Source organism: Ottowia sp. (assembly GCF_047975795.1).
In the GTDB taxonomy this organism is placed as follows: Bacteria; Pseudomonadota; Gammaproteobacteria; order Burkholderiales; family Burkholderiaceae_C; genus Ottowia.
The window spans coordinates 161,693-183,959 of record NZ_JBKEEE010000047.1 but is presented as its reverse complement, the minus strand read 5'-3'; the positions used below and the strand labels follow the sequence as shown (position 1 = coordinate 183,959).

Below are 22,267 nucleotides of genomic sequence, written 5' to 3'. Positions count from 1 at the left end.
GATTCCAGATGTTGACCTATGCCCCAACCCTTGCCTGAACACGTGCGCGCCGCCCTTGAGGCGGGCAGCAAGATCGAAGCCATCAAACGCCTGCGCGAGCACAGCGGCCTGGGCCTGGCAGACGCCAAGCGCGCGGTCGATGCCGGGCACATTCCCGATGGCCTGCCCACCCGCTGGGAACGGGCGGATGAGTCGGCAGACAGCGGCGATGATTTTTTTGCCTCATCAGATCAAGCGCCCATGCAGCCTGGATCCGCCCACCCCAACACGCTGGCCAACCAACTGGCACCAGGGCAGGTGCCGCCCAGGCCCACCCGGAACGTGGTTTGGACGATGATGGTCGTGGTGTGCATCGTGCTGCTGCTGGCCACCTGGTGGCTGAAGGGCTGAATGTGGCCAAGCGCTGGAACGCCATGGCGACCAACCCGATGCCATTTGCACTGAGCTGAAGCGTCTTGCCGCACCGGACTTGAACGGCGGGATACGGCCGTGATGATCTGCACTATCGTGCCTGTGCATTGTCAAATGCAGTTACCCTAGATCCAGCAGTTGACCGCTTGTGTTTTGCTTGAAAGCCGCATGAATACACCACTTTCTGCCCTTTCCCGCGCTCACACCTTGGAGGTGAAGGCGCTACGCACCCACTGACACTGCGCTCGCCGCGCCATGCGGCGTTGCTCGTCCTTGCGGGCAGCAAGTCCGCAGCGTCCTCGCGCCTTGCCTGGCACGCCGATCACAGCACCAGCGGATGCGTCCAACGGCCGGATCTAGGGTTACGCCAGAATCGGTCAAAATAAAGTTTGCACTTTCATACCAAGGAGAACTTTCATGCAAACCAGTGCCCGCAATCAGTACCAAGGAAAAGTCACCCGTGTCACACAAGGTGTTGTCAACGATGAGGTCGAGCTGACGCTGCCTGGTGGCCAGACGCTGGTGGCGGTGATCACGCGGCACAGCAGCGAGGCACTGGGCTTGAAACCCGGTGTGAACGCGTTGGCGCTGGTCAAAGCCTCGTCGGTGATCGTCGCCAGCGATTTGCAGGGGATGCGCTTTTCAGCCCGCAACAGCTTGCAAGGCACGGTGAGTAAGGTGGTGCCTGGTGCCGTCAACAGTGAGGTGGTGATTGATCTGTCGGGTGGCGTCCAGGTGGCGGCCATCGTGACCAAAGAAAGCGCCGACAAACTGGGCCTGGTAGCGGGCAAACCGGCTACGGCCTTGATCAAGGCATCAAGCGTAATTTTGGGCGTTGCAGCCTGAACCATCTTGCGGCCTGGTGCTTTAGAGCGTGTTCAAAGTCTCAGCACGGGTGTGTGGGCGCGGCCCCGGGCGGTCTGCTGCGTTGCAAATACTCGCGATACCGCCAGGTATCGCTGCGGTTTGCGTCTTGCAGCCCATCCCGATCCGCATCCCACACCCCTCACGCTGAGACTTTGAACACGCTCTCAGGGCCAGCGGGCGTGATTTTGTTTCGCAACAGAAGATAGAGTAGGGTGCTGTCCGTACCCGTTGTTTTGTCATGACCACATCTGATCTACCCCCAACCACACTTACAGCCAGCGTGGCTACGCCGCAAGATGTGCTGACCTTCTGGTTCGGTGCCAGCCCGCCTACTGACGAAGCCGCGCTGGCGCTGAAAAGTCAATGGTTCACCAAGTCAGACGTGTTTGACGAGCAAATTCGCCAGCGCTTTGGTGCCACCATCGATGCCGCGCTGGCCGGGCAATTGAACGAATGGGCCAGCGAGCCACTGGGCTGGCTGGCGCTGATCGTGGTGCTGGACCAGTTCACCCGCAACACTTTGCGTGGCGATGCGCGCAGCTTTGCCGGTGACGCTGCCGCCCGCGCACTGGCTGCTGAAGGTCTGGCGCGCGGCTGGGAGCGCGAGTTGTGCTGGCTGGCGCGCCCCTTCGCCTTGCTGCCGCTGGAGCACAGCGAAGAGCAGGCTGCGCAGGACGAAAGCGTGGCGCGCTTTTCCGCCCTGCAAAGCGACGCACAACACAAGGATGTGCCTGAGCCAGTGCAGGCGCTGCTGGATGGCAACCTGGACTACGCCGAGCGTCACCGCGACGTGATCCACCGTTTTGGCCGCTTTCCGCACCGCAACGCCGTGCTGGGCCGCGCCAATACGGATGAAGAGCGCGAGTATCTGGCGCAGCCGGGGGCCGGATTTTAGGTCGTAATTTCAGATGTCAAATTAACCTTTTGTGCAGGTTCATTCAGCATTCATAGCTATTTATAATATAGCATTATTGGCTGCTACATCTGCTCAAAATCGATATAGCCGCGCTCCACGTGGGTGGACAGCAATTTCACGCGCACCTTGTCGCCCACTTCTACCGTGCCATGGGGCAGCAGGCGGCCTTCGGCAGGCGGCGCAAAGATGCGCACCCAGGTGTTGCCTTTGGCCTGACCGGTGACTATGCCGTCGAAGTGCTCGCCCACGCGGGCCTCCAGCAGCATGGCGGCTTCTGATTTGCGCATTTGCCGCTCGACCTTGTTGGCCGCGTCTTCCTGCTGGGTGCAGTGGTTGGCCAGGAACGTCAGTTCGGTGGGGGAGTAGGGCGTTTTGGCATCAGCCAGCGCGGCTTTGAGCAGGCGGCTGGTGATGAGGTCGGGGTAGCGGCGGTTGGGCGCGGTGGAATGCGCATAGTCGCGCACTGCCAGACCAAAGTGGCCCAGTTTTGCGCCGCCGGGTGTTTCCACCACGTATTCGCCCCGCCCCATGAGCTTGACGATGGTGAGCGACAGATCGGGAAAGCGCAGTGGGTCGCACCGCCGTTCGGTGGCTAAAAATTGCTCCAGCGCGGCTGAATCAGGTTCGGTGGGCAGCGCGACGCCGTGCTCGGCGGCCACTTGCATGATGCGCGCCCAGCGCTCGGGCGAGCGCACCACACGGCGCAGACTGGCGCGCCGTTTGCCTGCCAAAAAACGTGCTGCCACGCCGTTGGTGGCGACCATGAATTCCTCAATGATCTGGTGCGCGCGGTTTTGCGGCTGCTGCACGATGTCGACGACTTGATCGCCGTCGAACACGGCTTTGGGTTGAAAGGTTTGGAATTCCAGCGCCCCTTGTTCGTGCCGCCGGGCGCGCAATTGTTGTGCGACCGAGTCTTGCGTGCGCAACTGTGCGTCCATGCCCGGCACGCGGTCGGCAGCTTCGGGCAGCGGGCCGTCGCCGGTCAACCAGGCCGACACGGCGTCGTAAGCCAGTTGGGCCTTGTTGTGCACGCGGGCGCGCTGAATGTGGCTGCGCAACAGCGTTCCATCCGGCGCGAACACCATGTCGGTCACCAGCGCCAGTCGCGCCACGCCGGGGTTGAGCGAGGTCAAGTCGGTGGACAGCTTTTCGGGCAGCATGGGGAAGATGCGTGCCGAGGTGTAGACGCTGGTGGTGTTGATTTGCGCGTGGTGGTCGATCGGTGAATCTTTGGTCACCAGGGTGTCGACGTCAGCAATGGCCACCAGAATGCGCACCGCGCCATCCGGCAGCACTTGGCTGACGCTGAGCTGATCCAGATCGCGCGAATCGTCGTTGTCGATCGAGCACCACAGCAGCCCGGTCAGGTCGGCCACGCTGGTGTTGTCCTCGTGGCTGGCTTCGTCCATGTCGGTCAGTTGTGCCAAGGCCTCGCGCGAGAACGTGGGGGCCAGGCCCCGCTCGTGCATGGCGGTCACGGCCAGGTCGGCCAGCTCTTCTTTTTGGTGCGGATGCAGCGGCTGGCGCATGACGGATGGCCTTCAGCGCGCCAAGGTGTACAGCGGAATGTCGTGCGTGGCGGCCAGTGCATCCAGTTGCTTGCGGGTTTTGCTGGCGGCCCAGGCGGCGATGGCGGTGCGCGCTTCAGGCGCGAAGGGTGCGCGCGCGTCAGGTGCTGGCAGGCCGACCACTTTGAACAGGCTGCGGGCAAAGTGCGGCTCCAGCGCGGCCAGGGCCACGCGGCCGTCTTTGCAGGCGTACACCCGGTAGCCCGCGTGGGCACCGCCCACTGCGCCGCTGGGCAAGGTCAAGCCCCAGCGGCGCGGCGTGGCCAGCCATTCGGCGGCGCTGGACAAGGCCACTTGCCGGTGCAGCCCCTTGCCACTGCTGCGCGCTTGCAGCAGGCAGGCCAGTGTGGCTTCGGTCGCCATCAGTGCGCCGCCCATGTCGGCCAGCAGCGAGGGGGGCATTTCGGTGCCAGTGACCAAGCCCGCCTCGGCCAGGTAAGTCAGATCGTGGCCCGGCTCTTCGGCCCGCTCGCCCGGTGCGCCCACAATTTCGACCAGCGACAGTTGCGGATAAGCGCGGTGCAAAGTTTTCCAGCCCAGCCCCAGCTTGGTGAGTGCAGAAGGGCGGAACGAGGTCAGCAGCACATCGGCGGCAGCCAGCTCTTTGGCCAACTTGGCCTGGCCGCGCTCGGTTTTCAAGTCGGCCACCAGCACGCGGATGCCCTGGTGCAGCTCGGTATAGGCCCCGATGTTGTATTGCCCCATGGGGTCGCCTGAAATGGGGCGGCCCGCAGCTGTGGTGGCCGGGCCGGGCGGCTCCACCTTCAGGCAGCGCGCGCCCAGCTCACGCAGGCGCAGTAGTGCTGCGGGACCGGGCAGATTGAGCGCCAGGCTGACAATGCGTGTGCCCCGCAGGGGCGAAAAACGGGTGGCGGTGGTCATGTTCAGTTGCTCCTGAATAAATAGCTGATCGCGCTTGAATATGCAGCGCTAGAGGCTGATTTTTTAAATTTTAATCTGACGGCGTGAGGCGCAGAGTTGCTCCAGCGTTTGGAGCACAAGTTTTATTTCAAAGCATCACCAGCTTCAGCCCCGCATAGCCCAGCAGCCCTGCCAACAGGGCGCGCACCAGGCGTTCGGGCGTGTGGCTCATCAGACGACTGCCCAGCCAGATGCCGGGCAGCGAACCCAGCAGCAACCACCCCAGCAGGGGCCAGTTGACCGAGCCGATGCTGGCATGGCCCAACCCGGCCACTAAGGTCAACGGCACGGCGTGGGCGATGTCCGCGCCGACGACGCGGGGCAATGGCAGGCGCGGGTACAGCCACATCAGCACTACTACGCCAATGGCCCCGGCCCCGACCGAGGTCAGCGTGACCAGCGCCCCGATCACCGCACCCAGCAACAGCGGCAAAGCCCTGTGCATTGGGCGTGTGGCGGGCTGTGCAGTTGCTGCGCCGACATTGGTGGGCAGTGGGCGTGATGGGGATGGACGGACCAGCGCCTTGTACAGCGTGGCCACCGCCGTCAGCAGCAGGGCCGCGCCCAGCACGCTGGTCATCAAATGCTGCACAGCCGCATCGGCTGCACCGCGCTGTTGAATACCCCACAGCGTGAGCAGCGATGCGGGTACGCTGCCTGCGGCCATCAGCCCAACGATGGGCCAGTCCACCAGCCCGCGCCGTGCCAGACTGATGGAGCCACCGGCCTTGGTAACGGCGGCAAACAGCAAATCGGTGCCTACGGCCAGATGGGGTTTGACGCCAAAAAAGAAGATCAGCAGCGGCGTCATCAGCGAGCCACCGCCCACGCCGGTCATGCCCACAATGCCGCCGACAAAAAAACCGGCCAGAACGAATGCCCAAGAATCCATGGAGCGCGACTGTAGGCGGCTTGCTTGTCAACTGGAACGAATAATTTGTGGATTGTTTATAGCGAAGAGTTATATGGGGCTTGCGCAGTCGTGCCGCTGGGTCTGGTGTCGCCATCAGGTCAGTGCGAAAGCCGGTGTGGGCGTTCAAATATAAATGCTTACTTCATGTTGTATCGAGTTACCATCGAGTGCCCGGCAGACTGGAGATACATCAGGTTGAATCAGTTGTCATCAGGCGGCCTGCACGAGGCCAAGCATTCATTTTTATTGACCATCCTGAAAGAGGAAAGGGAGCCTTTCATGAAATTCAAGTACGCCGCCTTGGCGGTTTTTTCTGCGGCTGTGCTGGCCGGTTGCAGCGCCACGGGTGGCAAGTCGGTGCTGGGCAGCAGCTCAACCGATTTGCAAGTGGGCGCGGCGATGGATGTGTACAAGTCCGCCACGGTGTCCGATGACGAACTGAAAAGCACCAGCTTGGCATTTCGCAAGGCTGAAGACAAGCAAATGAGCGTGGCCTCGTCGTCCAGCAAATACGCCAAGCGCCTGGCCAAGTTGACGCGCAAGCACCTGAACGAAGACGGTTTGACACTGAACTTCAAGGTCTACATCACCAAGGATATCAACGCCAACGCCACGCCCGATGGATCGATCCGCTTTTACAGCGGCATCATGGACATGATGACCGACCAGGAGCTGCTGGGCATCATTGGCCACGAGATTGGCCACGTCAAGCTGGGCCACGCCCTGTCGGCCACGCGCACAGCCTACATGGCCTCGGCAGGTCGCAAGGCGGCGTCGTCTGCGGGCGGCGTGGCCGGTGCGTTGTCGGCGTCGGAATTGGGTGCGTTTGGCGAAAACCTGCTCAATAGCCAGTTTTCGCAAAGTCAGGAAACGGCGTCCGATGATTACGGTCTGGCCTTCATGAAAAAGCATGGCTACGACCAGAAGGCCATGGAGTCGGCCTTTCGCAAACTGGCCAAAATCAGCGGCAAGCAAAGCACGGTAGACGCCATGCTGTCGAGCCACCCGGATTCGGCGGCGCGCGCCGACCGCATGCGCGAGAAGATCGCTGCGGGCGGTTGAGGGGGTGAGTTCAAGCGCTGTGATAGCGCTTCAAAAAAGTGAGCTGCTGGCGCTTTTAAAATAAGCGTCAGCAGCTTTTTTTATGCTGATGGGGCCAAGGATTTTTCGGGCTGCGTAAAAGAGATTTCAAACTTCGGACTTCAGGGCGCAAACAGCGCTTGCAGCAAACGCCGGTCGCGCCGGTCTTTCCAGCTCCAGACTTCGCGGCCTTCCAGGCTGAGCGGCCCCCACACGGCAATGGCGTGGCCATTGCCGCAGGGCACTACTTTCAGGCGCGGGGATTCGACCGGCACCTTGCGAAATGCGCCGCCGTGGATGGCGGTGCGCAGGTTGGCCTCCAACGCCACACCGGCTTCAGACGATGCATTGGCAGGGGCCATGAACACCTGCCGGTGGCTGTCGCTTTGCAGGCGTTCATTGAGCACGGGGATGCCCGCTTCGTTTAGATCCAGGCCCGATTGCAGCAGCCAGGTGGGCAGGCTGGCATCGGCCACCATCAGCGGGGCATCGCACACTAAGCTGGCACCGCTGGCCAGTTGCAGCGCCCGCCCATCCATTTGGGTGCAGTGGTCTTGCAGCACGGTGACGCCCAGGTTCTTCAGCCGGGCCAGCAGGCGGCGCTGCAAGGCAGGGGGCTGGTCGTCCAGCAGCTGCGCTTGGCCTGCCAGCAGGGTGACGCGGCTGCCGTGGGGCGCGGCCAGTGTGTGGGCGGCGGCCAGCGCCAGTTCGGCTGCAGGCAGGCCGTGGCCCATCACGGCCACCTGCAACGCACGCTCGCGCGCCAGCGCCTGCAATTGCGGCCACAGTTGCACAAAAGCTTCTTGCGGATGGGTGAACAGTGCGTTTTGGCGTGCGCCGGGCACCTGGGCTTCGAGCTGGTCGCGGTCGATGATCGGCTCAACGTCGATCGACAGCACGTCGTAGGGCAGGGCGTCGCCGCTGGACAGTTGCACGCGCCGGTTGGCAGGGTCCAGCGCCAGCACGTGCGCGGGGGCAAAGCCCACGCCGCTGGCTTCTACCAGTTGGTCGAGCGCGATGCGGATGTCTTCCAGCATGTAGTCGCCCGACATATAAGCGGGCAGCATGCTGGATTCAATGTAATAGGGGTGGGGAGCCACCAGGGTGACGTCCATGCCACCCGTGCCTTGTTTGGCAAGGCTGTTGAGTACCTGCATGTGCGCACGTCCAGCGCCCAGCAGCACCAAGTGTTTCCGGGAAGGGTTCACGGTCATGGCGCGAGTGTACTTGGCATGGCAGTAGGTGCTGGCCGCACAGCCGGAGCGGAGGTGCGGTCAGAACCGGGGGTTTACGTCGCTTAGGTGCGGGTGCATGCGGCTGCCGCAGCAGGCCGCATGCGGTGTGATGGGTTTTGCAATCGGTTGTAAAAAGCAGCCGCCGCATGAAGCGAGCCGCTGAATGGAGTGTTTGCGAGGCAATGTTTTGCTATTGTAAAAATAGCTATTGTCGCTTTGTATGCATGCGTTTATGGTGGTTTTCGTTGCCAACTGAACAGGTGGCCATGTTTCAGTTTGTGCTTCAACCCACCAGCGCCTGCGCAAATTCGCGTGCCTTGAAGGTTTGCAGGTCTTCCAGCTTTTCGCCTACGCCCACAAAGTACACCGCCAGCGGTTGCTTGCGGCTGGCGTATTCGCGCGCAATGGCGCACAGCACGCCGCCTTTGGCGGTGCCGTCCAGTTTGGTGACGATCAGGCCCGTGAGCTGGGCCGATTCGTCAAACGCCTTGACCTGCGCCAGCGCGTTCTGGCCGGTGTTGCCGTCGATCACCAGCAGCACTTCGTGCGGGGCGGTGAAGTCGGCTTTGGTGACCACGCGGCGGATTTTGGTCAGCTCTTCCATCAGGTGTTTTTGTGTGGGCAGGCGGCCTGCGGTGTCGATCAGCACCACGTCCTTGCTGCGCGCGCGGCCTGCGGCCACGGCGTCAAAGCTGACGGCAGACGGGTCAGCACCTTGCTGGCTGATGATTTCGACCTGGTTGCGGTCGGCCCAGACGGCCAGTTGCTCACGCGCGGCGGCGCGAAAAGTGTCGGCAGCGGCCAGCAGCACGCTGGCCCCGGCGTCGGCCAGATGCTTGGTGAGCTTGCCAATGCTGGTGGTTTTACCCGCGCCGTTGACCCCCGCCACCATGATGACGGTGGGGTGGTACACGCCCACTTGCAAGGTCTGCTCCAGCGGCGCGAGCATGTCGGCAATGGCGTCTTGCAGCAGCGTCTTGACCTGTGCGGGCTGACTGGCGCGCTGGTCTTTGACGCGGCGGCGCAGGTCGTGCAGCAGAAATTCGGTCGCGGCCACGCCGGTGTCGGCCAGCAGCAGGGCGGTTTCCAAGTCTTCGTACAGCGCTTCGTCGATCTTGGCACCGGTAAATACCGTGGTGATGCTGCTGCCGGTGCGGCGCAGTCCGGTGGTCAGCTTGCCCAGCCAGCCGCTGCGGCTGGGCGATTCGATATGTTCAGGCGCAGTGTGTTCAGGTTCAGCATGCGCAGGTTCGATGTGCTCGGGCGTGACAGTGGGTGCAGGGCGTTCCGGCGCTTCAGTGGCCTTGCTGGCGGCAGGTGCGGTGCCGACCTCAGCGGGCATGACGACAGAGACTTCAGAATTCAAGGCGATGTAGTCGCTTACAGATTCTTCGTTTGAAGCTATTGTTTTTATAGCTTTTTCGGGTGGAGGCGAAGCTTCTGGTGCGGCGGCCAGGGCCTGGGCGGCCAGCTCGTCGTCAGACCATGCGGGCAGTGCATCGGGGGCCTCATCGGTACGGGCCGCAGGAGTGCTGTCAGACGGCAGAGGGGGGGGCGGGTTGACCGCTTCAGGCGCGGGTTCGCTATTTTTTTTGCGGCGGAAGAAACTGAACATGAAATAGACCAGTGGGTGTGGGGTAACAGACGCGCTGGTTGATTATTGATCCAAAAATTGCTCGAAAAAGCAAGGCGATCACAAGCGAGGCGTTCTGATCTTCGAGGGGCTTTGGTGGCGGTTGATTTTTTTTGTACAAAACAGGTTCGTCATCGGGCTGCGCCAGTTTTGCGAAAATCTGCTGCATGACCCACCCTGCCAATCCTACAGACCGCAAGCCCTTGCCGCTGCCCGGCGGACACAGTAAGGTGCTGCTGCATTCGTGCTGCGCGCCCTGCTCGGGCGAGGTGATGGAGGCCATGCTGGCCTCGGGCATTGACTACACCATCTTTTTCTACAACCCCAACATCCATCCGCTCAAGGAATACGAGCTGCGCAAGAACGAGAACATTCGCTTTGCCGAAAAGTTTGGCGTGCCGTTTATCGACGCCGACTATGACCGCGACAACTGGTTCGCACGTGCCAAGGGCATGGAAAACGAACCCGAGCGTGGCGTTCGCTGCACCATGTGTTTTGACATGCGCTTTGAGCGCACGGCGCTGTATGCGCACGAGCATGGTTTTGCCGTCATCACCAGTTCGTTGGGCATTTCGCGCTGGAAGAACATGCAGCAAATCAATGAATGCGGCGTGCGCGCCGCCTCGCGCTATCCGGGCCTGATGTACTGGGACTACAACTGGCGCAAGGGCGGTGGCTCGGCGCGCATGATCGAAATCAGCAAGCGCGAAAGCTTTTATCAGCAGGAATACTGCGGCTGTGTTTACTCCCTGCGCGACACCAACCGCCATCGTGTGGCCTCAGGTCGGCCGCGCATCGAGCTGGGAGTGCAGTTTTACGGCGAGGCAGCCAGCACGCAAGAAAAACCCAAAGACTCTCTCAAACCGATTGATTCCTGAAGGGGTGTCAGAATTTGACACGTCGGCTGTCCACTGAGCGTCATAGGGGGCCAAACCAGGAAGCGTTCTCTGCTTACACTGGTACGAAAACCATGCGGTGATGTACAGCCCAGCTGACACAGCGCTGAATATCAGGAGATAAAGATGCGTGTTGACCATGACCGTGCCGGCCCCATGCGCCACATCGACCGCACCGAGCGGGTGATGTGGGTCACCCCGGACCGGGTGTTTTACGTGGGCTTGCTGGGCGTGCCGTCAGCCCGCAGCATTGGGGCCATATCGCTTTATGTGGCGCTGGATGCGCCAGTGCAAATCAGTGTCGAAGGTGGTCAATGGCAGACCGGACACGTGGCCATCGTGCAGCCTTACGTGAGTCACCGTATTGCGTGCGATGCAAGGCAGATCGCCGTGATCCACGTTGAACCCGAATCAGTGGACGGCGCTGGCCTACCCGCCATGCTGCGTCAAGGCAGCGGCTTGTTGGCAGCCGAAGACTTTCGCGCGCGCGCGCTGCGCTGCCACCAGGCACTGATGCGCAACGGACAACGGGCTGATGCGCCGATGTTCGATTTTGACCAACTGGTGTTTGGCGCTGCCTTGCCCAGTCGCAGCGTTGATCCACGCATTGCCAAAGTGCTTGAGCGCATTCGCAGCGCCCCTGCCAGCCAGGCGCTGGCCCAGGACTGTGCAGCGCAGGTGCACTTGTCGTTTTCGCGCTTTTTGCATCTGTTCAAAAGCGAGGTGGGCGTGTCGTTCCGCAGCTTTCGCGCCTGGAAGCGTGCCCGCAGTCTGCTGCACCATGTGGTCGATCAGCACACTACCCTGACCGACGTGGCGCTGTGTGCAGGGTATCCAGACTCCACCCACTTCAGCCATTCCATCCGGCAGGTTTACGGCCTCAAGCCCAAAGACATTTTTGCCGGCTCACGCAAGCTCAGGGTGATTGGCGCGCCGCAGCCGGTGGCGCAGCGCGGTCTCAATCCGTGAGCGCGCTGGCGCATTGATCACAGACTACCTGTCTCTCAGCTTGCCGCGAGTTCTTTGGCCAGTGCCGCTGGCACGCGCACTGGCATGTCCAACAGCATTTGTCCCATGCCCTTGCCCAGCGGATCCATGCGGCTGGAGGCGGGGCCGCCGCCGTCCAGTGCGTCGCCCATGGTGATGTTCATGGCGTGGATGCCTGGCAGGTAAAAGCGGCGAACTTCGCCCTTGACCAGATGGGCGAAATAACCCTTGATGGCATCGGGCGTCAGCCTTACCCAGATCAGCGGCATCCAGGCTGGATCGCGGGCGATGACGCCAATGTTGGAGATGTCGCCCTTGTCGCCGCTGCGCGCCCAGGCCAGGCGTATCAGCGGTACCTCGACGGTGGGGTCAGCGTCGTCGGTCCAGGGGGTGGGAGCCAGCGGGGCGGGTGGCTCGGCGCTGCCAGTACCCACTGCGATGGCGACGGGCGATGACTGGCCGTCAATCACCACACTCACGGGCACCTCGTTTTTTTTCACCAGCAGCGACAGCGGTTTGATGTTGGGCGATACGCTGGGTCGCCCGCTGCTGGGGCCGGTGGTGCCGGGCGACCAGGACGTGCCAGAAGGCGCAATTTCGCGCGCAAAAATCTCCAGTGCCTGCTTTGTCGGATGCGTGACAGAGATGCGCACCATCACCTCGCGCGAGTTGCTAATGCGGGCGTGTGGTCCGTACAGCGTTTCTGCGCCGAACAGGGTGACGTTGGCGCTGGTGTAGTCGGGCATGCCCAGCGACTTCAGGATTTGCCGTGTGCGGGCGATCACTGCCTCGCCAGTGCGCTGGGCCTTGGCGGCCGCGTCGATGCCAATGATCACCATGGCCCCAGCGCAGCGGTAGCCGTCCAGTTGCGTGGCCGACACTTTGTAGCTGTCGGTGGGCGGGCGGCCCAGGGTGCCGCTGACCCGTACCCGATCAGCATCTATCTGTTCGATGGCGACCGAGCGGAAGTCGCAGGCCACATCGGGCAGCAGATAAGCACCAGGATCGCCAATTTCGTAGAGCAACTGCTCGGCCACGGCCGCGCGGGCGATCAAACCGCCAGTGCCTGCGGGCTTGGTCACATCAAAGCTGCCATCGCGGTGGCATTCGATGATCGGGTAGCCGATGTTGGCCCAGTCTGGCACGCTCAGCCAGTCGGTGTGCAGACCGCCAGTGGCCTGGCAGCCGCATTCGATGATGTGGCCGCCCAGGCTGCCGCCAGCCAGTGCGTTCAGATCGTCTGGCGTCCAGCCGAATTCGTGAATCAGCGGGCCTAAGGTGGCGGCACTGTCGACGCCGCGTCCGGTGATGACGATGTCAGCACCGGTGGCCAGCGCTTGCGCCACCGGAAAGGCACCCAGGTAGGCATTGGCGCTGATGATTTTTTCGGGCAGGGCCTCGCCGGTGAACATGTCGCGCGCGCCCTGCTGGCGCAGGCGCGGCATCTGGGCGCTGATGTCATCACCCAGCACCACGGCAACGCGCGGATTCAAACCCAGCGTGGCTGCCATCGCTTTGAGCGCATCGGCGCAGCCTTGCGGATTGATGCCGCCCGCGTTGGCCACGACCTTGATGCCGCGCCGCATCACCTCGGGCAGCACACCCTTCATGGCAATGTCCACAAAGTCGGTGGCGTAACCCATCTCAGGGCGTTTGCTGCGCGCAGCGGCCAAAATGGCCATGGTCGTCTCGGCCAGGTAATCGAATACGAGGTAATCGATCTGCCCGGAATTGACGAGCTGGGATGCACCCACCATGCTGTCCCCCCAGAATCCTGAGGCCCCGCCAATGCGGACGATTTTGTTTTGTTGAGCCATGCTGGTCTCCATGTTGAATGGTGTTGCCCGGCCAGCGTAGCAGCAGTCAATCCCTGGTGGCTTGCGGCAAGTGGCTGGTTTCAGGAGTGCATGCGGCGACGTTGAACGGGAAATGGATGAGGGCAAATCGATCTGGCACCATGGGTGCAAATTGCGACGCAACAGCCACTCGACACAAGCCATGGACAGCCGTCCGATCCTAGAATGGCCCGCAAATTGCTGCGCCTGTATCCCTCAATTGACGGCGAGCCACGTGCCGTTCGGCTAACCTGAGACTGCCATGTTTGACTTTCCATCCGCACCCCACTATTTCACGTCTGAGCACGATGCCTTTCGCGCTGCTTTGCGCGACTTTGTGGCCAAGGAGATCACGCCTTTTGTCAACGATTGGGACGAGGCTGAGACCTTCCCGCGCGAGCTGTACCGCAAGGCGGCTGATCTGGGCATTTTTGGGGTGGGCTATGATGAGGCTTACGGCGGTACGCCCGCTGATGTTTTTTACCACCTGATCGTCTCTGAGGAGATGGCCCGCTGTGGCGCGGGCGGCGTGGTGGCCTCGCTGCTGTCGCACACCATCGGCCTGCCGCCGGTGGCCGCCCACGGCAGCGCTGAGCTGAAGCAGCGCGTGATTCCCCAGGTGTTGAGTGGCGAGAAGATTGCGGCGCTGGCCGTGACCGAACCGGGAGGCGGCTCTGACGTGGCCGCACTCAAGACCACGGCGGTGCGCGACGGCGATCACTACGTGCTCAATGGTGAGAAGGTGTTCATCACCTCCGGCATGCGGGCTGACTACATCACGGTGGCGGTGCGTACCGAGCCAGCGAGCAAGGGGCCGGCCGGTATCTCTGCCCTGCTGGTGGATGGCCAGGCGGCTGGACTGACGCGCAGCGTGCTCAAGAAAATGGGCTGGTGGGCGTCTGACACGGCCCATTTGCGCTTTGACAACGTGCGGGTGCCGGTCAGCCACTTGCTGGGTGCCGAAAACCACGGATTCAAGGTGTTCATGAACAACTTCAACAGCGAACGTCTGGGCATGTCGGCGCAGTCTTGCGCCTATGCCCAGGTTTGCCTGGAAGAAGCCGTTGAATGGGCGCGCGAGCGCAAAACCTTTGGCATGAGCTTGTCTGAGCGTCAGGTGATTCGCCACAAGTTGATGGACATGTACGCCCGCATCGATGCGGCGCGCAGCCTGGTTTATGACCTGGCCTGGCGCTTGCGCGAGCACGTGGGCGATGCCAACCAACTGGTGGCCCGCACCTGCATGGCGAAGGTGCTGTCAACGCAGGCCATGCAGTATTGCGCTGACCAGGCGGTGCAGATTCTGGGCGGCATGGGCTTTATGCGCGGCACCCGCAGCGAGCGCATTTACCGCGAGGCCAAGGTCATGATGATTGGCGGCGGCTCGGAAGAGATCATGAAAGATTTGTCTGCCCGCCAGCTGGGGATTTGAGGGCCCGCCGTCATGCAAGACACCTGCCGCGACCTGCTGGACGAATACCGCGATCTGGCCGATTTTTGCGCCACGCTCAACCCCGGTGACTGGCGTCGAGAGACTGATTTTTATGGCTGGACACCCTGGGACGAGGTGGCGCACCTGTGCTACTTCGACCAGACTGCTTTGCAGTCGATCAACGATCCGCAAGCCTTTATGGCGGATGCCAAGGTGCTGGGCCAGCTGATGGCTTCGGGCGGACAGATCAGCGCTGTGGCGCGCGCGACGTTTGGCGATCTGGACGGTGCAGCCTTGTTGGAGCGCTGGCGCGGTGCCTTTGAGCTGCTGGTTGAGGCGCTGGCCCGGCAGGAGCCGAAGGCGCGGCTGAACTGGTATGGCCCAACCATGAGCGCCAAATCCTTTGCCACCGCGCGGCTGATGGAAACCTGGGCGCACGGGCAAGACATTTGGGACGTGATGCGTCGCCCGCGTGCAGGCAGCCACCGGCTCAAGGCCATTGCCCACATTGGGGTAAGCACTTTCGGTTGGACTTTCGTCAACCGCAAATTGCCAGTGCCCGAGGTACAGCCCTATGTCGAGCTGACCGGGCCTGATGGCAGTGTGCAGGTCTGGGGTAATCCGTCGGCCACCGACTATGTGCGTGGCAGCCTGCAAGATTTTTGTCTGTTGGTGACCCAGCGCCGCCACCGGGCAGATACGCGGCTGGAGTGGGCGGGCGATGCGGCTGAGCAGTGGACGCAATTGGCCCAGTGTTTTGCAGGCCCTGCAGCCGACGGCCCGGCACCAGGGCAGCGCCCGGCGCTGTGAGTGTGCGTTGACGGGGAAAGCCGATGCCCCGCCACTGGAGCGGGCGCACGCTGCGAGGGTGAGCGCGCTCATCCGGGTGCTGGCCGAAGGCGCGGGCGAGCGCTGTTTGTCCGAATACGCTTTTGCCAATCTTTGGCTGTTCCGGCGCGAGCACCGCTACCGCTTTCACGACGGCCCCTGGCCTTGGATCAGTGGCCACACCTACGATGGTGCCCACCATGCCATGCCGCTGTTTGCTGTCGATCAGGCACCGGTCGAGGTGATTGATACTTTGCTGGCCCGACACGATTGCCTTTACCCGGTGCCGTTGGAGCGGGCTTTGCGGCTGGATCCGGCGCGCTACCGGCACACGGCCCGCCGTGACGATGCCGACTACCTTTATCCGGCTGATCACTTTCGCCATTACCGCGGCGCGCTGCTGAACAAAAAACGCAACCTCATGCGGCAATTGCTGCGCGACCATGTGGTACAGGCGCAGCCCTACGGCCACGAATGGCAAACGCAGGCATTGACCGTGCTGGCCGCCTGGATGCACGAAAAGAACCAGCCCACAGATGGCGCTGACGAGCTGCCCTGCCGCGAAGCCCTGGCCGAGGCCCAGGCGCTGGGGCTGACCGGGTTCGGCTACCTGGTGGACGGCGTGCCGGGTGGTTTTGTGCTGGCCGAGGTTTTGCAGCCCGGCGTTTATGCCATGCGTTTTGCCAAGAGCCTTGGTGGGCACAAAAGCCTGAGCGGTTACAAGGGGCTGGCGCAGTACATGTTCCACCACTTCTGCGTGGCGCATACCGATGCACAGTGGCTCAATTTTGAGCAAGATTTGGGCTTGCCCAACTTTCGCCAGACCAAGCAGTCCTACCAGCCTGCGGCGCTGCTTGAAAAGTGCCGTGTTGTGGCGCGTGGTTGAAAGCCCGTGCCTTGAGTGCGGGTGTCCAGGGACAGTTTGCATGCCCACAGCCAATTTGCGCAAGACAAGGCAGGGTAGAGCTGTCTAGGATGGGTGAAACACCGGGCATCCGGTTTAGGCACAGATACCCCGTGCGGCTGTAGCGCCATGGCGCGTTGCTGCACCGAACGAATCAACCGAACGAATTCAACGAGTACACCATGGCAAATATCGAGTCTTCCCTGTCCGTTGCCAGCGATGCCTATCGCGACAACCGCGATGGCATGCTGGCCTTGCTGGAACGTGTCCGGCTGTACGAGGCGCGCACGCACCAGAAGTCGGCCGCTTCGCGCGCGCGCTTTGAAAAGCGTGGCCAGATGCTGCCGCGCGAGCGTCTGTCGCTGTTGCTGGATCCTGGCGCGCCCTTTCTTGAGTTGTCTTCGCTGGCCGGCCTGGGTCTGGACAACCCCGATCTGGACAAGAGCGTGCCGGGCGGCGGGGTGATTACCGGCATTGGCTTTGTCAGCGGCATCCGCTGCATGGTGCTGACATCGGACTCGGGCATTGATGCTGGTGCCTTGCAACCCATGGGTCTGGACAAGCTGCTGCGTGCGCAGGAGCTGGCGCTGGACAACAAGCTGCCCTACGTCCAGTTGGTCGAAAGTGCAGGGGCCAACCTGATGGCCTATCGGGTCGAAGACTTTGTGCGTGGCGGCAACAGCTTTCGCAATCTGGCCCGCCTGTCAGCGGCGGGCCTGCCGGTGGTCACCGTCACGCATGGCTCGTCCACGGCGGGGGGCGCGTACCAGACCGGCCTGTCAGACTACATCATTTTGGTGCGGGGGCGTTCCCGTGCCTTCTTGGCAGGCCCGCCGCTGCTCAAGGCCGCAACAGGAGAGGTGGCGACGGAAGAAGAGCTGGGCGGGGCGGTCATGCACACCGCTATTTCGGGCCTGGGTGACTATTTGGCCGAAGACGACCGCGACGCGCTGCGTATCGCCCGCGAGGTGATGGGGCAGATCGACTGGAACCACGGTATGCCTGTCGATGCGCCGCGCGTCTTCAAGCCGCCCCGCTACGACAGCGAGGAGCTGCTGGGCATCATGCCCATGGATCACAAGCGCCCGGTCAACATGAAAGAGGTGATTGCCCGCATTGCGGACGACTCTGAATTTCTGGAGTTTGGTGAAAACTACGGCAGCGCCACCGTGTGCGGCCATATCAAGGTCGAGGGCTGGCCGCTTGGCATCATCACCAACAACGGCCCCATCGATCCGGCCGGGGCGACCAAAGCCACGCACTTCATCCAGGCTTGTTGCCAATCAAAAACGCCCATTCTTTACCTGAACAACACCACCGGCTTTGTGGTGGGCAAGGCTTATGAAGAGGGCGGCATCATCAAGCACGGCTCCAAGATGATTCAAGCCGTCACCAACGCCACTGTGCCGCAGATCACGATCTACTGTGGGGCATCGTTCGGTGCAGGCAACTACGGCATGTGCGGCCGCGGCTTTCATCCACGCTTTTGCTTTTCATGGCCCAACGCCAAGACGGCCGTCATGGGTGGTGAGCAGGCCGCGCAAACCATGGCTATCGTCACCGAGGCGGCCATGCGCCGCAAAGGCGAGGTCGATCAGGCCAAGATCGATGCGCTCAAGCAAAACATCATCGAGCGTTTTGACCGCCAAATGAGTGTCTTCACCACCAGCGCCCAGTTGCTGGACGATGGCGTGATTGATCCGCGCGATACCCGTGCAGTGCTGGCCAACGTGCTGGCCGTTTGCCGCGAAGCCGCAGCCCGCCAGCCCCAGGCCATGCAATTTTCTGTGGCACGTCCTTAGGGCAGCAAAGAGATTTGATCATGCAATTCACACACGAACATGAGCAGGTGCGCGCCACCATCCGGCGCTGGATCGCCGAAAAGGTCAACCCCCACGTGGATGAATGGGAAGCGGCCGAGATCTTTCCTGCCCACGAGTTGTTTCGCCAAATGGGTGCGTTGGGCCTGCTGGGCCTGAACAAACCGGTTGAAGACGGCGGTATGGGCCTGGACTATTCCTACGGTGCCCTGCTGGCTGAAGAGCTGGCGCAGATCAACTGCGGCGGCATTCCCATGGCCATCGGCGTGCAGACCGACATGTGTACGCCAGCTTTGGCCGAGCGTGGCAGTGCCGAGCTGCGAGCCGAATTTTTGGCTCCGGCCATCGCGGGTGAATACGTGGGTTGTCTGGGCGTGTCCGAAGTGGGCAGCGGCTCCGACGTGGCCTCCATCAAGACCACGGCCCGCAAGGACGGAGGCGACTACATCATCAACGGCGGCAAGATGTGGACCACCAACGGCACCCAGGCCGACTTTTGCTGCGTGCTGGCCAATACCTCCGATGGATCGACGCACAAAAACAAGTCGTTGATCGTCGTGCCGATGAAAACCAAAGGGGTTGAGGTGGCCAAGAAGCTGCGCAAGATCGGCATGGATTCGTCCGACACCGCGCAGTTGTTTTTTGATCAAGTGCGCGTGCCGCAGCGCTACCGCATCGGCGAAGAAGGCATGGGCTTCATCTACCAGATGGAACAGTTTCAGATCGAGCGCCTTTGGGGTGCGCTGAACTCCACCGCTTTTGCCCAGCGCGCCATCGACATCACCATCGACTACACGCGCGATCGTCAGGTGTTTGGTCGTCCACTGCTGGACAACCAGTTGGTGCACTTCAAGCTGGCTGAATTTCAGGCCGACGTCGAAGCCGTGCGCACCCTGGCCTGGCGCGGCGTACAGATGGTGGTGGCCAAGCAAGACGCCACGCACATCGCCACCATGGCCAAGCTGAAGGCGGGCCGCCTGGTGCGTCAGGTGACCGATGGTTGCTTGCAGTACTGGGGTGGCATGGGGTTCGTGAAAGAAAGCCTGATCTCGCGCCTGTACAGAGACATGCGCCTGCCTTCGATTGGTGGCGGTGCGGATGAGGTCATGCTCCAGATTTTGTGCAAAAACATGGGCATCTTTCCCAAGACCGCCTGAACTTTATGACCGACATGCTGACCGACATGAGTGCATCCACGCCTTTTCAAAAAATCCTGGTGGCCAACCGTGGCGAGATCGCCCTGCGCGTGCTGCGCAGCGCACGGGCCATGGGCTACCAGACCGTAGCGGTTTATTCCACGGCCGACGCCGGTGCCCGCCACGTGCAAGAGGCCGATCAGGCCGTCTGCATCGGCGAGCCATTACCCGCGCAGTCCTACCTGCGCATCGACGCCATCATCGAGGCCGCGCGGCTGACCGGTGCCGACGCCGTGCACCCAGGCTATGGATTTTTGGCTGAAAACGAAGACTTTGCGCGGGCCTGCCGGGAGGCTGGCCTGGTGTTCATCGGCCCATCGCCCGAGGCCATCATTGCCATGGGCCACAAGGCAGGGGCCAAGAAGCTCATGATGGACGCTGGTGTGCCCTGCATTCCCGGCTATCAGGGCGAAGACCAAAGCGAAGAGCGTCTGTTGGCCGAGGCCGGGCGCGTGGGCTTTCCCGTGATGATCAAGGCTACCGCAGGGGGCGGTGGTCGCGGCATGCGCCTGGTGCACACGGCCAAAGAGTTTCCTGATCTGCTGCGCAGCGCGCAGTCTGAGGCGCAAAACGCCTTTGGCGACCCCGAGGTGATTCTGGAGCGGGCCATCATGGAGCCGCGCCATATCGAAATTCAGATTTTTGCTGACCGCCATGGCAACGCCATCCATCTGGGCGAGCGCGACTGTTCGGTACAGCGGCGCCACCAGAAGGTGATCGAAGAAGCGCCGTCACCGGCCGTGGATGCCGCGTTGCGCGAGCGTATGGGGGCCACTGCGGTGGCTGCGGTCAAAGCCATTGGCTACGAAGGTGCGGGCACGCTGGAATTTTTGCTCGACCAGGAGGGCAACTTTTTCTTTATGGAGATGAACACCCGCTTGCAAGTCGAACACCCGGTCACCGAGGCCATCACGGGCCTCGATCTGGTGGAGCTGCAATTGCGTGTGGCTGCAGGCGAGCCGCTGCCGCTGCGGCAGGAAGATGTCTGCTTTCAAGGACATGCCATCGAAGTGCGTCTGTGCGCCGAAGACGTGGGCAAGGGCTTCATGCCCCAAAGCGGCACCATGCTGCTTTGGCACGCGGTCGAGCCGCTGCGGGTGGAGCAGGCGCTGCGCTCTGGTGCCGATATTCCGCCGTACTACGACTCGATGATCGCCAAGATCATCGCCCACGGCGACACCCGCGACGAGGCGCGCCGCCGTCTGCTGCTGGGCCTGCACCAGACGGTGGCCCTGGGCGTGGCCACCAACCAGGTGTTTCTGGGCAGTTGTCTGCGCCACCCGGTATTTGCGGCGGGCGATGCCACCACTGCCTTCATTGCTCGCCACCAGGATGATCTGTTGCAGGTGGATGCCGTCACCAGTGAGCGCGCCGTGGCGCTCGCAGCTCTGCTGTTGTTTGAAACCGCCAACCAGCAACCGACGCGCGCTGGCCTGCGCCGCTTGGCGCATGCGCTGCCTATGGGCATGCGGCTGGATATGGGCGGTGCCAAGCACAACGTTCAGTTGACGCAGAGTGGAGCGCATCATTTCGATATCCAGATCGATGGTCGTCAGCATGCCGTTGAATTGGTGGAAATCATGCCGAACCAGGCGCGTGTGGTGTTCGACGGTGTGATGGAAAGCGCCGTGTTTCTGCGCGATGGACCGCAGTTGTTGATGCACTACCGCGGTCAGCCGACGACCGTGTACGACCACACGCGCAGCGCCAGTGAACGCGCCAGCGACAGCGGTGGTGATGGCAAGGTGCGTGCGTCGATGAATGGCCGCGTGGTGGCCGTGCTGGTGGCCGAAGGCGATCAGGTCGAAGCGGGCCAGCCGGTGGTGACGCTGGAGGCCATGAAGATGGAACACGTCCACCTGGCCCCGGTCAGCGGCCGGGTCAGCGCGGTGGGCGTGGGTGTGGGCGAGCAGGTCACGCTGCGGCGTGTGCTGGCCGAAATCGAAGTGCCCGCCGCCGAACAGGGCAAGGAGCCGTCATGACCGAGTCGCAGGAAGTGTTGCTTGAACGCCGTGGCCCGGCGTTCTGGATCACCATCAATCGTCCTGACAAGCGCAACGCCCTGCATGCGGGCGTGATCGCCGCCATGCGCCAGGGCATCCGTCAGGCCCACGCCGACCCTGAGGTGCAGGCCATCGTCCTCACCGCTGCGGGCGACAAGGCATTCTGTGCTGGTGGCGATTTGCAACCGGGTAAAGGCTTTGCGTTTGATTTTTCAAAACCCAGTGTCGACTACGCCGATTTGATGCGCGATGCGCAAAACGCCACCTTGCCCATCATTGCCCGCGTCAACGGCACCTGCATGGCTGGTGGCATGGGGCTGCTGTGCATGGTGGACATGGCGGTTGCGGCCGATCACGCCCTGTTCGGCCTGCCTGAAGTCAAAGTGGGCGTGTTTCCCATGCAGGTGCTTAGCCTGCTCAAAGACCTGATGCCGCGCCGCCTGATGCGCGAATGGGCATTGACGGGTGAGCCGGTGACTGCGCAGGACGCTTTGACCGCGGGTTTGTTGAACTACGTGGTGCCTGCAGCCGAACTTGACGCCAAAACAGAGTGGCTGGTGGCGCGTTTGGTGGATAAATCGCCCACCGCGATCCGCCGGGGAAAGTACGCCATGCGGGCGATCGACGCCATGTCTTTCGACCAGGCCATGGCCTACACCGAAAGCCAGATCGCTCTGCTGGCCATGACCGAAGACGCCAAGGAAGGACTGGCCGCCTTCAACGAGCGCCGCAAGCCGGCCTGGACCGGGCGCTGACGCGCGCTTGGCACCAGCACCGGTTGATAAGCGTCGGCACAAAATCGCCCCCGATTGGCGTGCC

20 protein-coding genes are annotated in these 22,267 nt (G+C 62.2%); 13 read left to right on the top strand and 7 right to left on the bottom strand.

Features of this window, described 5'->3' with window-relative positions:
• Nucleotides 1–18 precede the first annotated feature (18 nt).
• The 3 genes from ACK5NW_RS07905 to ACK5NW_RS07895 all read left to right on the top strand — a co-directional run bounded on the left by ACK5NW_RS07905 (nt 19) and on the right by ACK5NW_RS07895 (nt 2,173).
• Entirely contained in the window at nt 19–390 is a 372-nt protein-coding gene (locus ACK5NW_RS07905) for a hypothetical protein (protein ID WP_416926775.1), read from the top strand.
• Nucleotides 391–828: 438 nt separating this feature from the next.
• A complete protein-coding gene (locus ACK5NW_RS07900; protein ID WP_416926773.1) occupies nt 829–1,257 on the top strand; it encodes a TOBE domain-containing protein in 429 nt (142 codons plus the stop codon).
• A 259-nt stretch (nt 1,258–1,516) separates the two neighbouring features.
• Nucleotides 1,517–2,173 (top strand): DUF924 family protein, encoded by a 657-nt coding sequence (locus tag ACK5NW_RS07895; protein ID WP_416926771.1) that lies wholly within the window; start codon nt 1,517–1,519, stop codon nt 2,171–2,173.
• An 83-nt stretch (nt 2,174–2,256) separates the two neighbouring features.
• On the opposite strand, the gene ACK5NW_RS07890 is transcribed toward ACK5NW_RS07895, so the two are convergent.
• The 3 genes from ACK5NW_RS07890 to ACK5NW_RS07880 form a co-directional block, all read right to left on the bottom strand.
• A complete protein-coding gene (locus tag ACK5NW_RS07890; protein WP_416926769.1) occupies nt 2,257–3,726 on the bottom strand; it encodes an RNB domain-containing ribonuclease in 1,470 nt (489 codons plus the stop codon).
• Between the two features lie 12 nt (nt 3,727–3,738).
• A complete protein-coding gene (locus ACK5NW_RS07885) occupies nt 3,739–4,647 on the bottom strand; it encodes a CoA transferase (RefSeq protein ID WP_416926767.1) in 909 nt (302 codons plus the stop codon).
• A 127-nt stretch (nt 4,648–4,774) separates the two neighbouring features.
• Nucleotides 4,775–5,578 (bottom strand): sulfite exporter TauE/SafE family protein, encoded by an 804-nt coding sequence (locus ACK5NW_RS07880; protein WP_416926765.1) that lies wholly within the window; start codon nt 5,576–5,578, stop codon nt 4,775–4,777.
• A 300-nt stretch (nt 5,579–5,878) separates the two neighbouring features.
• Between ACK5NW_RS07880 and ACK5NW_RS07875 the strand changes: the two genes are divergently transcribed.
• Nucleotides 5,879–6,661 carry a M48 family metallopeptidase gene (locus ACK5NW_RS07875; protein ID WP_416926763.1) on the top strand — a complete coding sequence of 261 codons (783 nt, stop codon included), beginning with the start codon at nt 5,879–5,881 and terminating at the stop codon, nt 6,659–6,661.
• 140 nt (nt 6,662–6,801) lie between these two features.
• Here the strand turns inward: ACK5NW_RS07875 and ACK5NW_RS07870 are convergent, their stop codons facing one another.
• The 3 genes from ACK5NW_RS07870 to ACK5NW_RS07860 form a co-directional block, all read right to left on the bottom strand.
• Nucleotides 6,802–7,893 (bottom strand): NAD(P)/FAD-dependent oxidoreductase, encoded by a 1,092-nt coding sequence (locus ACK5NW_RS07870; RefSeq protein WP_416926761.1) that lies wholly within the window; start codon nt 7,891–7,893, stop codon nt 6,802–6,804.
• A 304-nt stretch (nt 7,894–8,197) separates the two neighbouring features.
• The gene (gene ftsY, locus ACK5NW_RS07865) at nt 8,198–9,529 is read right to left on the bottom strand and encodes a signal recognition particle-docking protein FtsY (RefSeq protein ID WP_416926759.1); all 1,332 of its coding nucleotides are present in this window, start codon (nt 9,527–9,529) and stop codon (nt 8,198–8,200) included.
• On the bottom strand, nt 9,498–9,716 hold the full coding sequence (locus ACK5NW_RS07860) for a hypothetical protein (protein WP_416926757.1): 219 nt from the start codon (nt 9,714–9,716) through the stop codon (nt 9,498–9,500). The genes ftsY and ACK5NW_RS07860 overlap by 32 nt, the downstream gene beginning before the upstream one ends.
• On the opposite strand from ACK5NW_RS07860, the gene ACK5NW_RS07855 reads away from it, so the two are divergent.
• Together ACK5NW_RS07855 and ACK5NW_RS07850 are read left to right on the top strand one after the other, a co-directional pair.
• Nucleotides 9,715–10,425 (top strand): epoxyqueuosine reductase QueH, encoded by a 711-nt coding sequence (locus ACK5NW_RS07855; RefSeq protein WP_416926755.1) that lies wholly within the window; start codon nt 9,715–9,717, stop codon nt 10,423–10,425. The two genes, ACK5NW_RS07860 and ACK5NW_RS07855, sit on opposite strands and share 2 nt — an antisense overlap.
• Before the next feature lie 144 nt (nt 10,426–10,569).
• Nucleotides 10,570–11,412 (top strand): helix-turn-helix domain-containing protein, encoded by an 843-nt coding sequence (locus tag ACK5NW_RS07850; protein WP_416926753.1) that lies wholly within the window; start codon nt 10,570–10,572, stop codon nt 11,410–11,412.
• Between the two features lie 35 nt (nt 11,413–11,447).
• Here ACK5NW_RS07850 and ACK5NW_RS07845 read toward each other — a convergent pair whose 3' ends face one another.
• A complete protein-coding gene (locus ACK5NW_RS07845; protein WP_416926751.1) occupies nt 11,448–13,247 on the bottom strand; it encodes an acyclic terpene utilization AtuA family protein in 1,800 nt (599 codons plus the stop codon).
• 280 nt (nt 13,248–13,527) lie between these two features.
• Here ACK5NW_RS07845 and ACK5NW_RS07840 point away from each other — a divergent pair, with 280 nt between their 5' ends.
• From ACK5NW_RS07840 to ACK5NW_RS07810, 7 genes are all read left to right on the top strand, one after another.
• Nucleotides 13,528–14,697, top strand: coding sequence for an acyl-CoA dehydrogenase family protein (locus ACK5NW_RS07840; RefSeq protein WP_416926749.1), 1,170 nt, complete (start codon nt 13,528–13,530; stop codon nt 14,695–14,697).
• Between the two features lie 12 nt (nt 14,698–14,709).
• Complete coding sequence (locus ACK5NW_RS07835) at nt 14,710–15,507, top strand: TIGR03084 family metal-binding protein (RefSeq protein ID WP_416926747.1); 798 nt, start codon at nt 14,710–14,712, stop codon at nt 15,505–15,507.
• Between the two features lie 58 nt (nt 15,508–15,565).
• A complete protein-coding gene (locus ACK5NW_RS07830) occupies nt 15,566–16,411 on the top strand; it encodes a phosphatidylglycerol lysyltransferase domain-containing protein (protein WP_416926745.1) in 846 nt (281 codons plus the stop codon).
• 200 nt (nt 16,412–16,611) lie between these two features.
• Nucleotides 16,612–18,231, top strand: coding sequence for an acyl-CoA carboxylase subunit beta (locus tag ACK5NW_RS07825; protein WP_416926743.1), 1,620 nt, complete (start codon nt 16,612–16,614; stop codon nt 18,229–18,231).
• Between the two features lie 20 nt (nt 18,232–18,251).
• Nucleotides 18,252–19,406, top strand: a complete 1,155-nt coding sequence (locus ACK5NW_RS07820) for an acyl-CoA dehydrogenase family protein (RefSeq protein ID WP_416926741.1) — start codon at nt 18,252–18,254, stop codon at nt 19,404–19,406.
• 5 nt (nt 19,407–19,411) lie between these two features.
• Nucleotides 19,412–21,427 carry an acetyl-CoA carboxylase biotin carboxylase subunit gene (locus tag ACK5NW_RS07815; protein ID WP_416926739.1) on the top strand — a complete coding sequence of 672 codons (2,016 nt, stop codon included), beginning with the start codon at nt 19,412–19,414 and terminating at the stop codon, nt 21,425–21,427.
• Nucleotides 21,424–22,203: an enoyl-CoA hydratase/isomerase family protein gene (locus ACK5NW_RS07810; RefSeq protein WP_416926737.1), complete on the top strand. Its 780-nt coding sequence runs from the start codon at nt 21,424–21,426 to the stop codon at nt 22,201–22,203. Before ACK5NW_RS07815 ends, ACK5NW_RS07810 begins: the two co-directional genes overlap by 4 nt.
• Nucleotides 22,204–22,267: the final 64 nt, after the last annotated feature.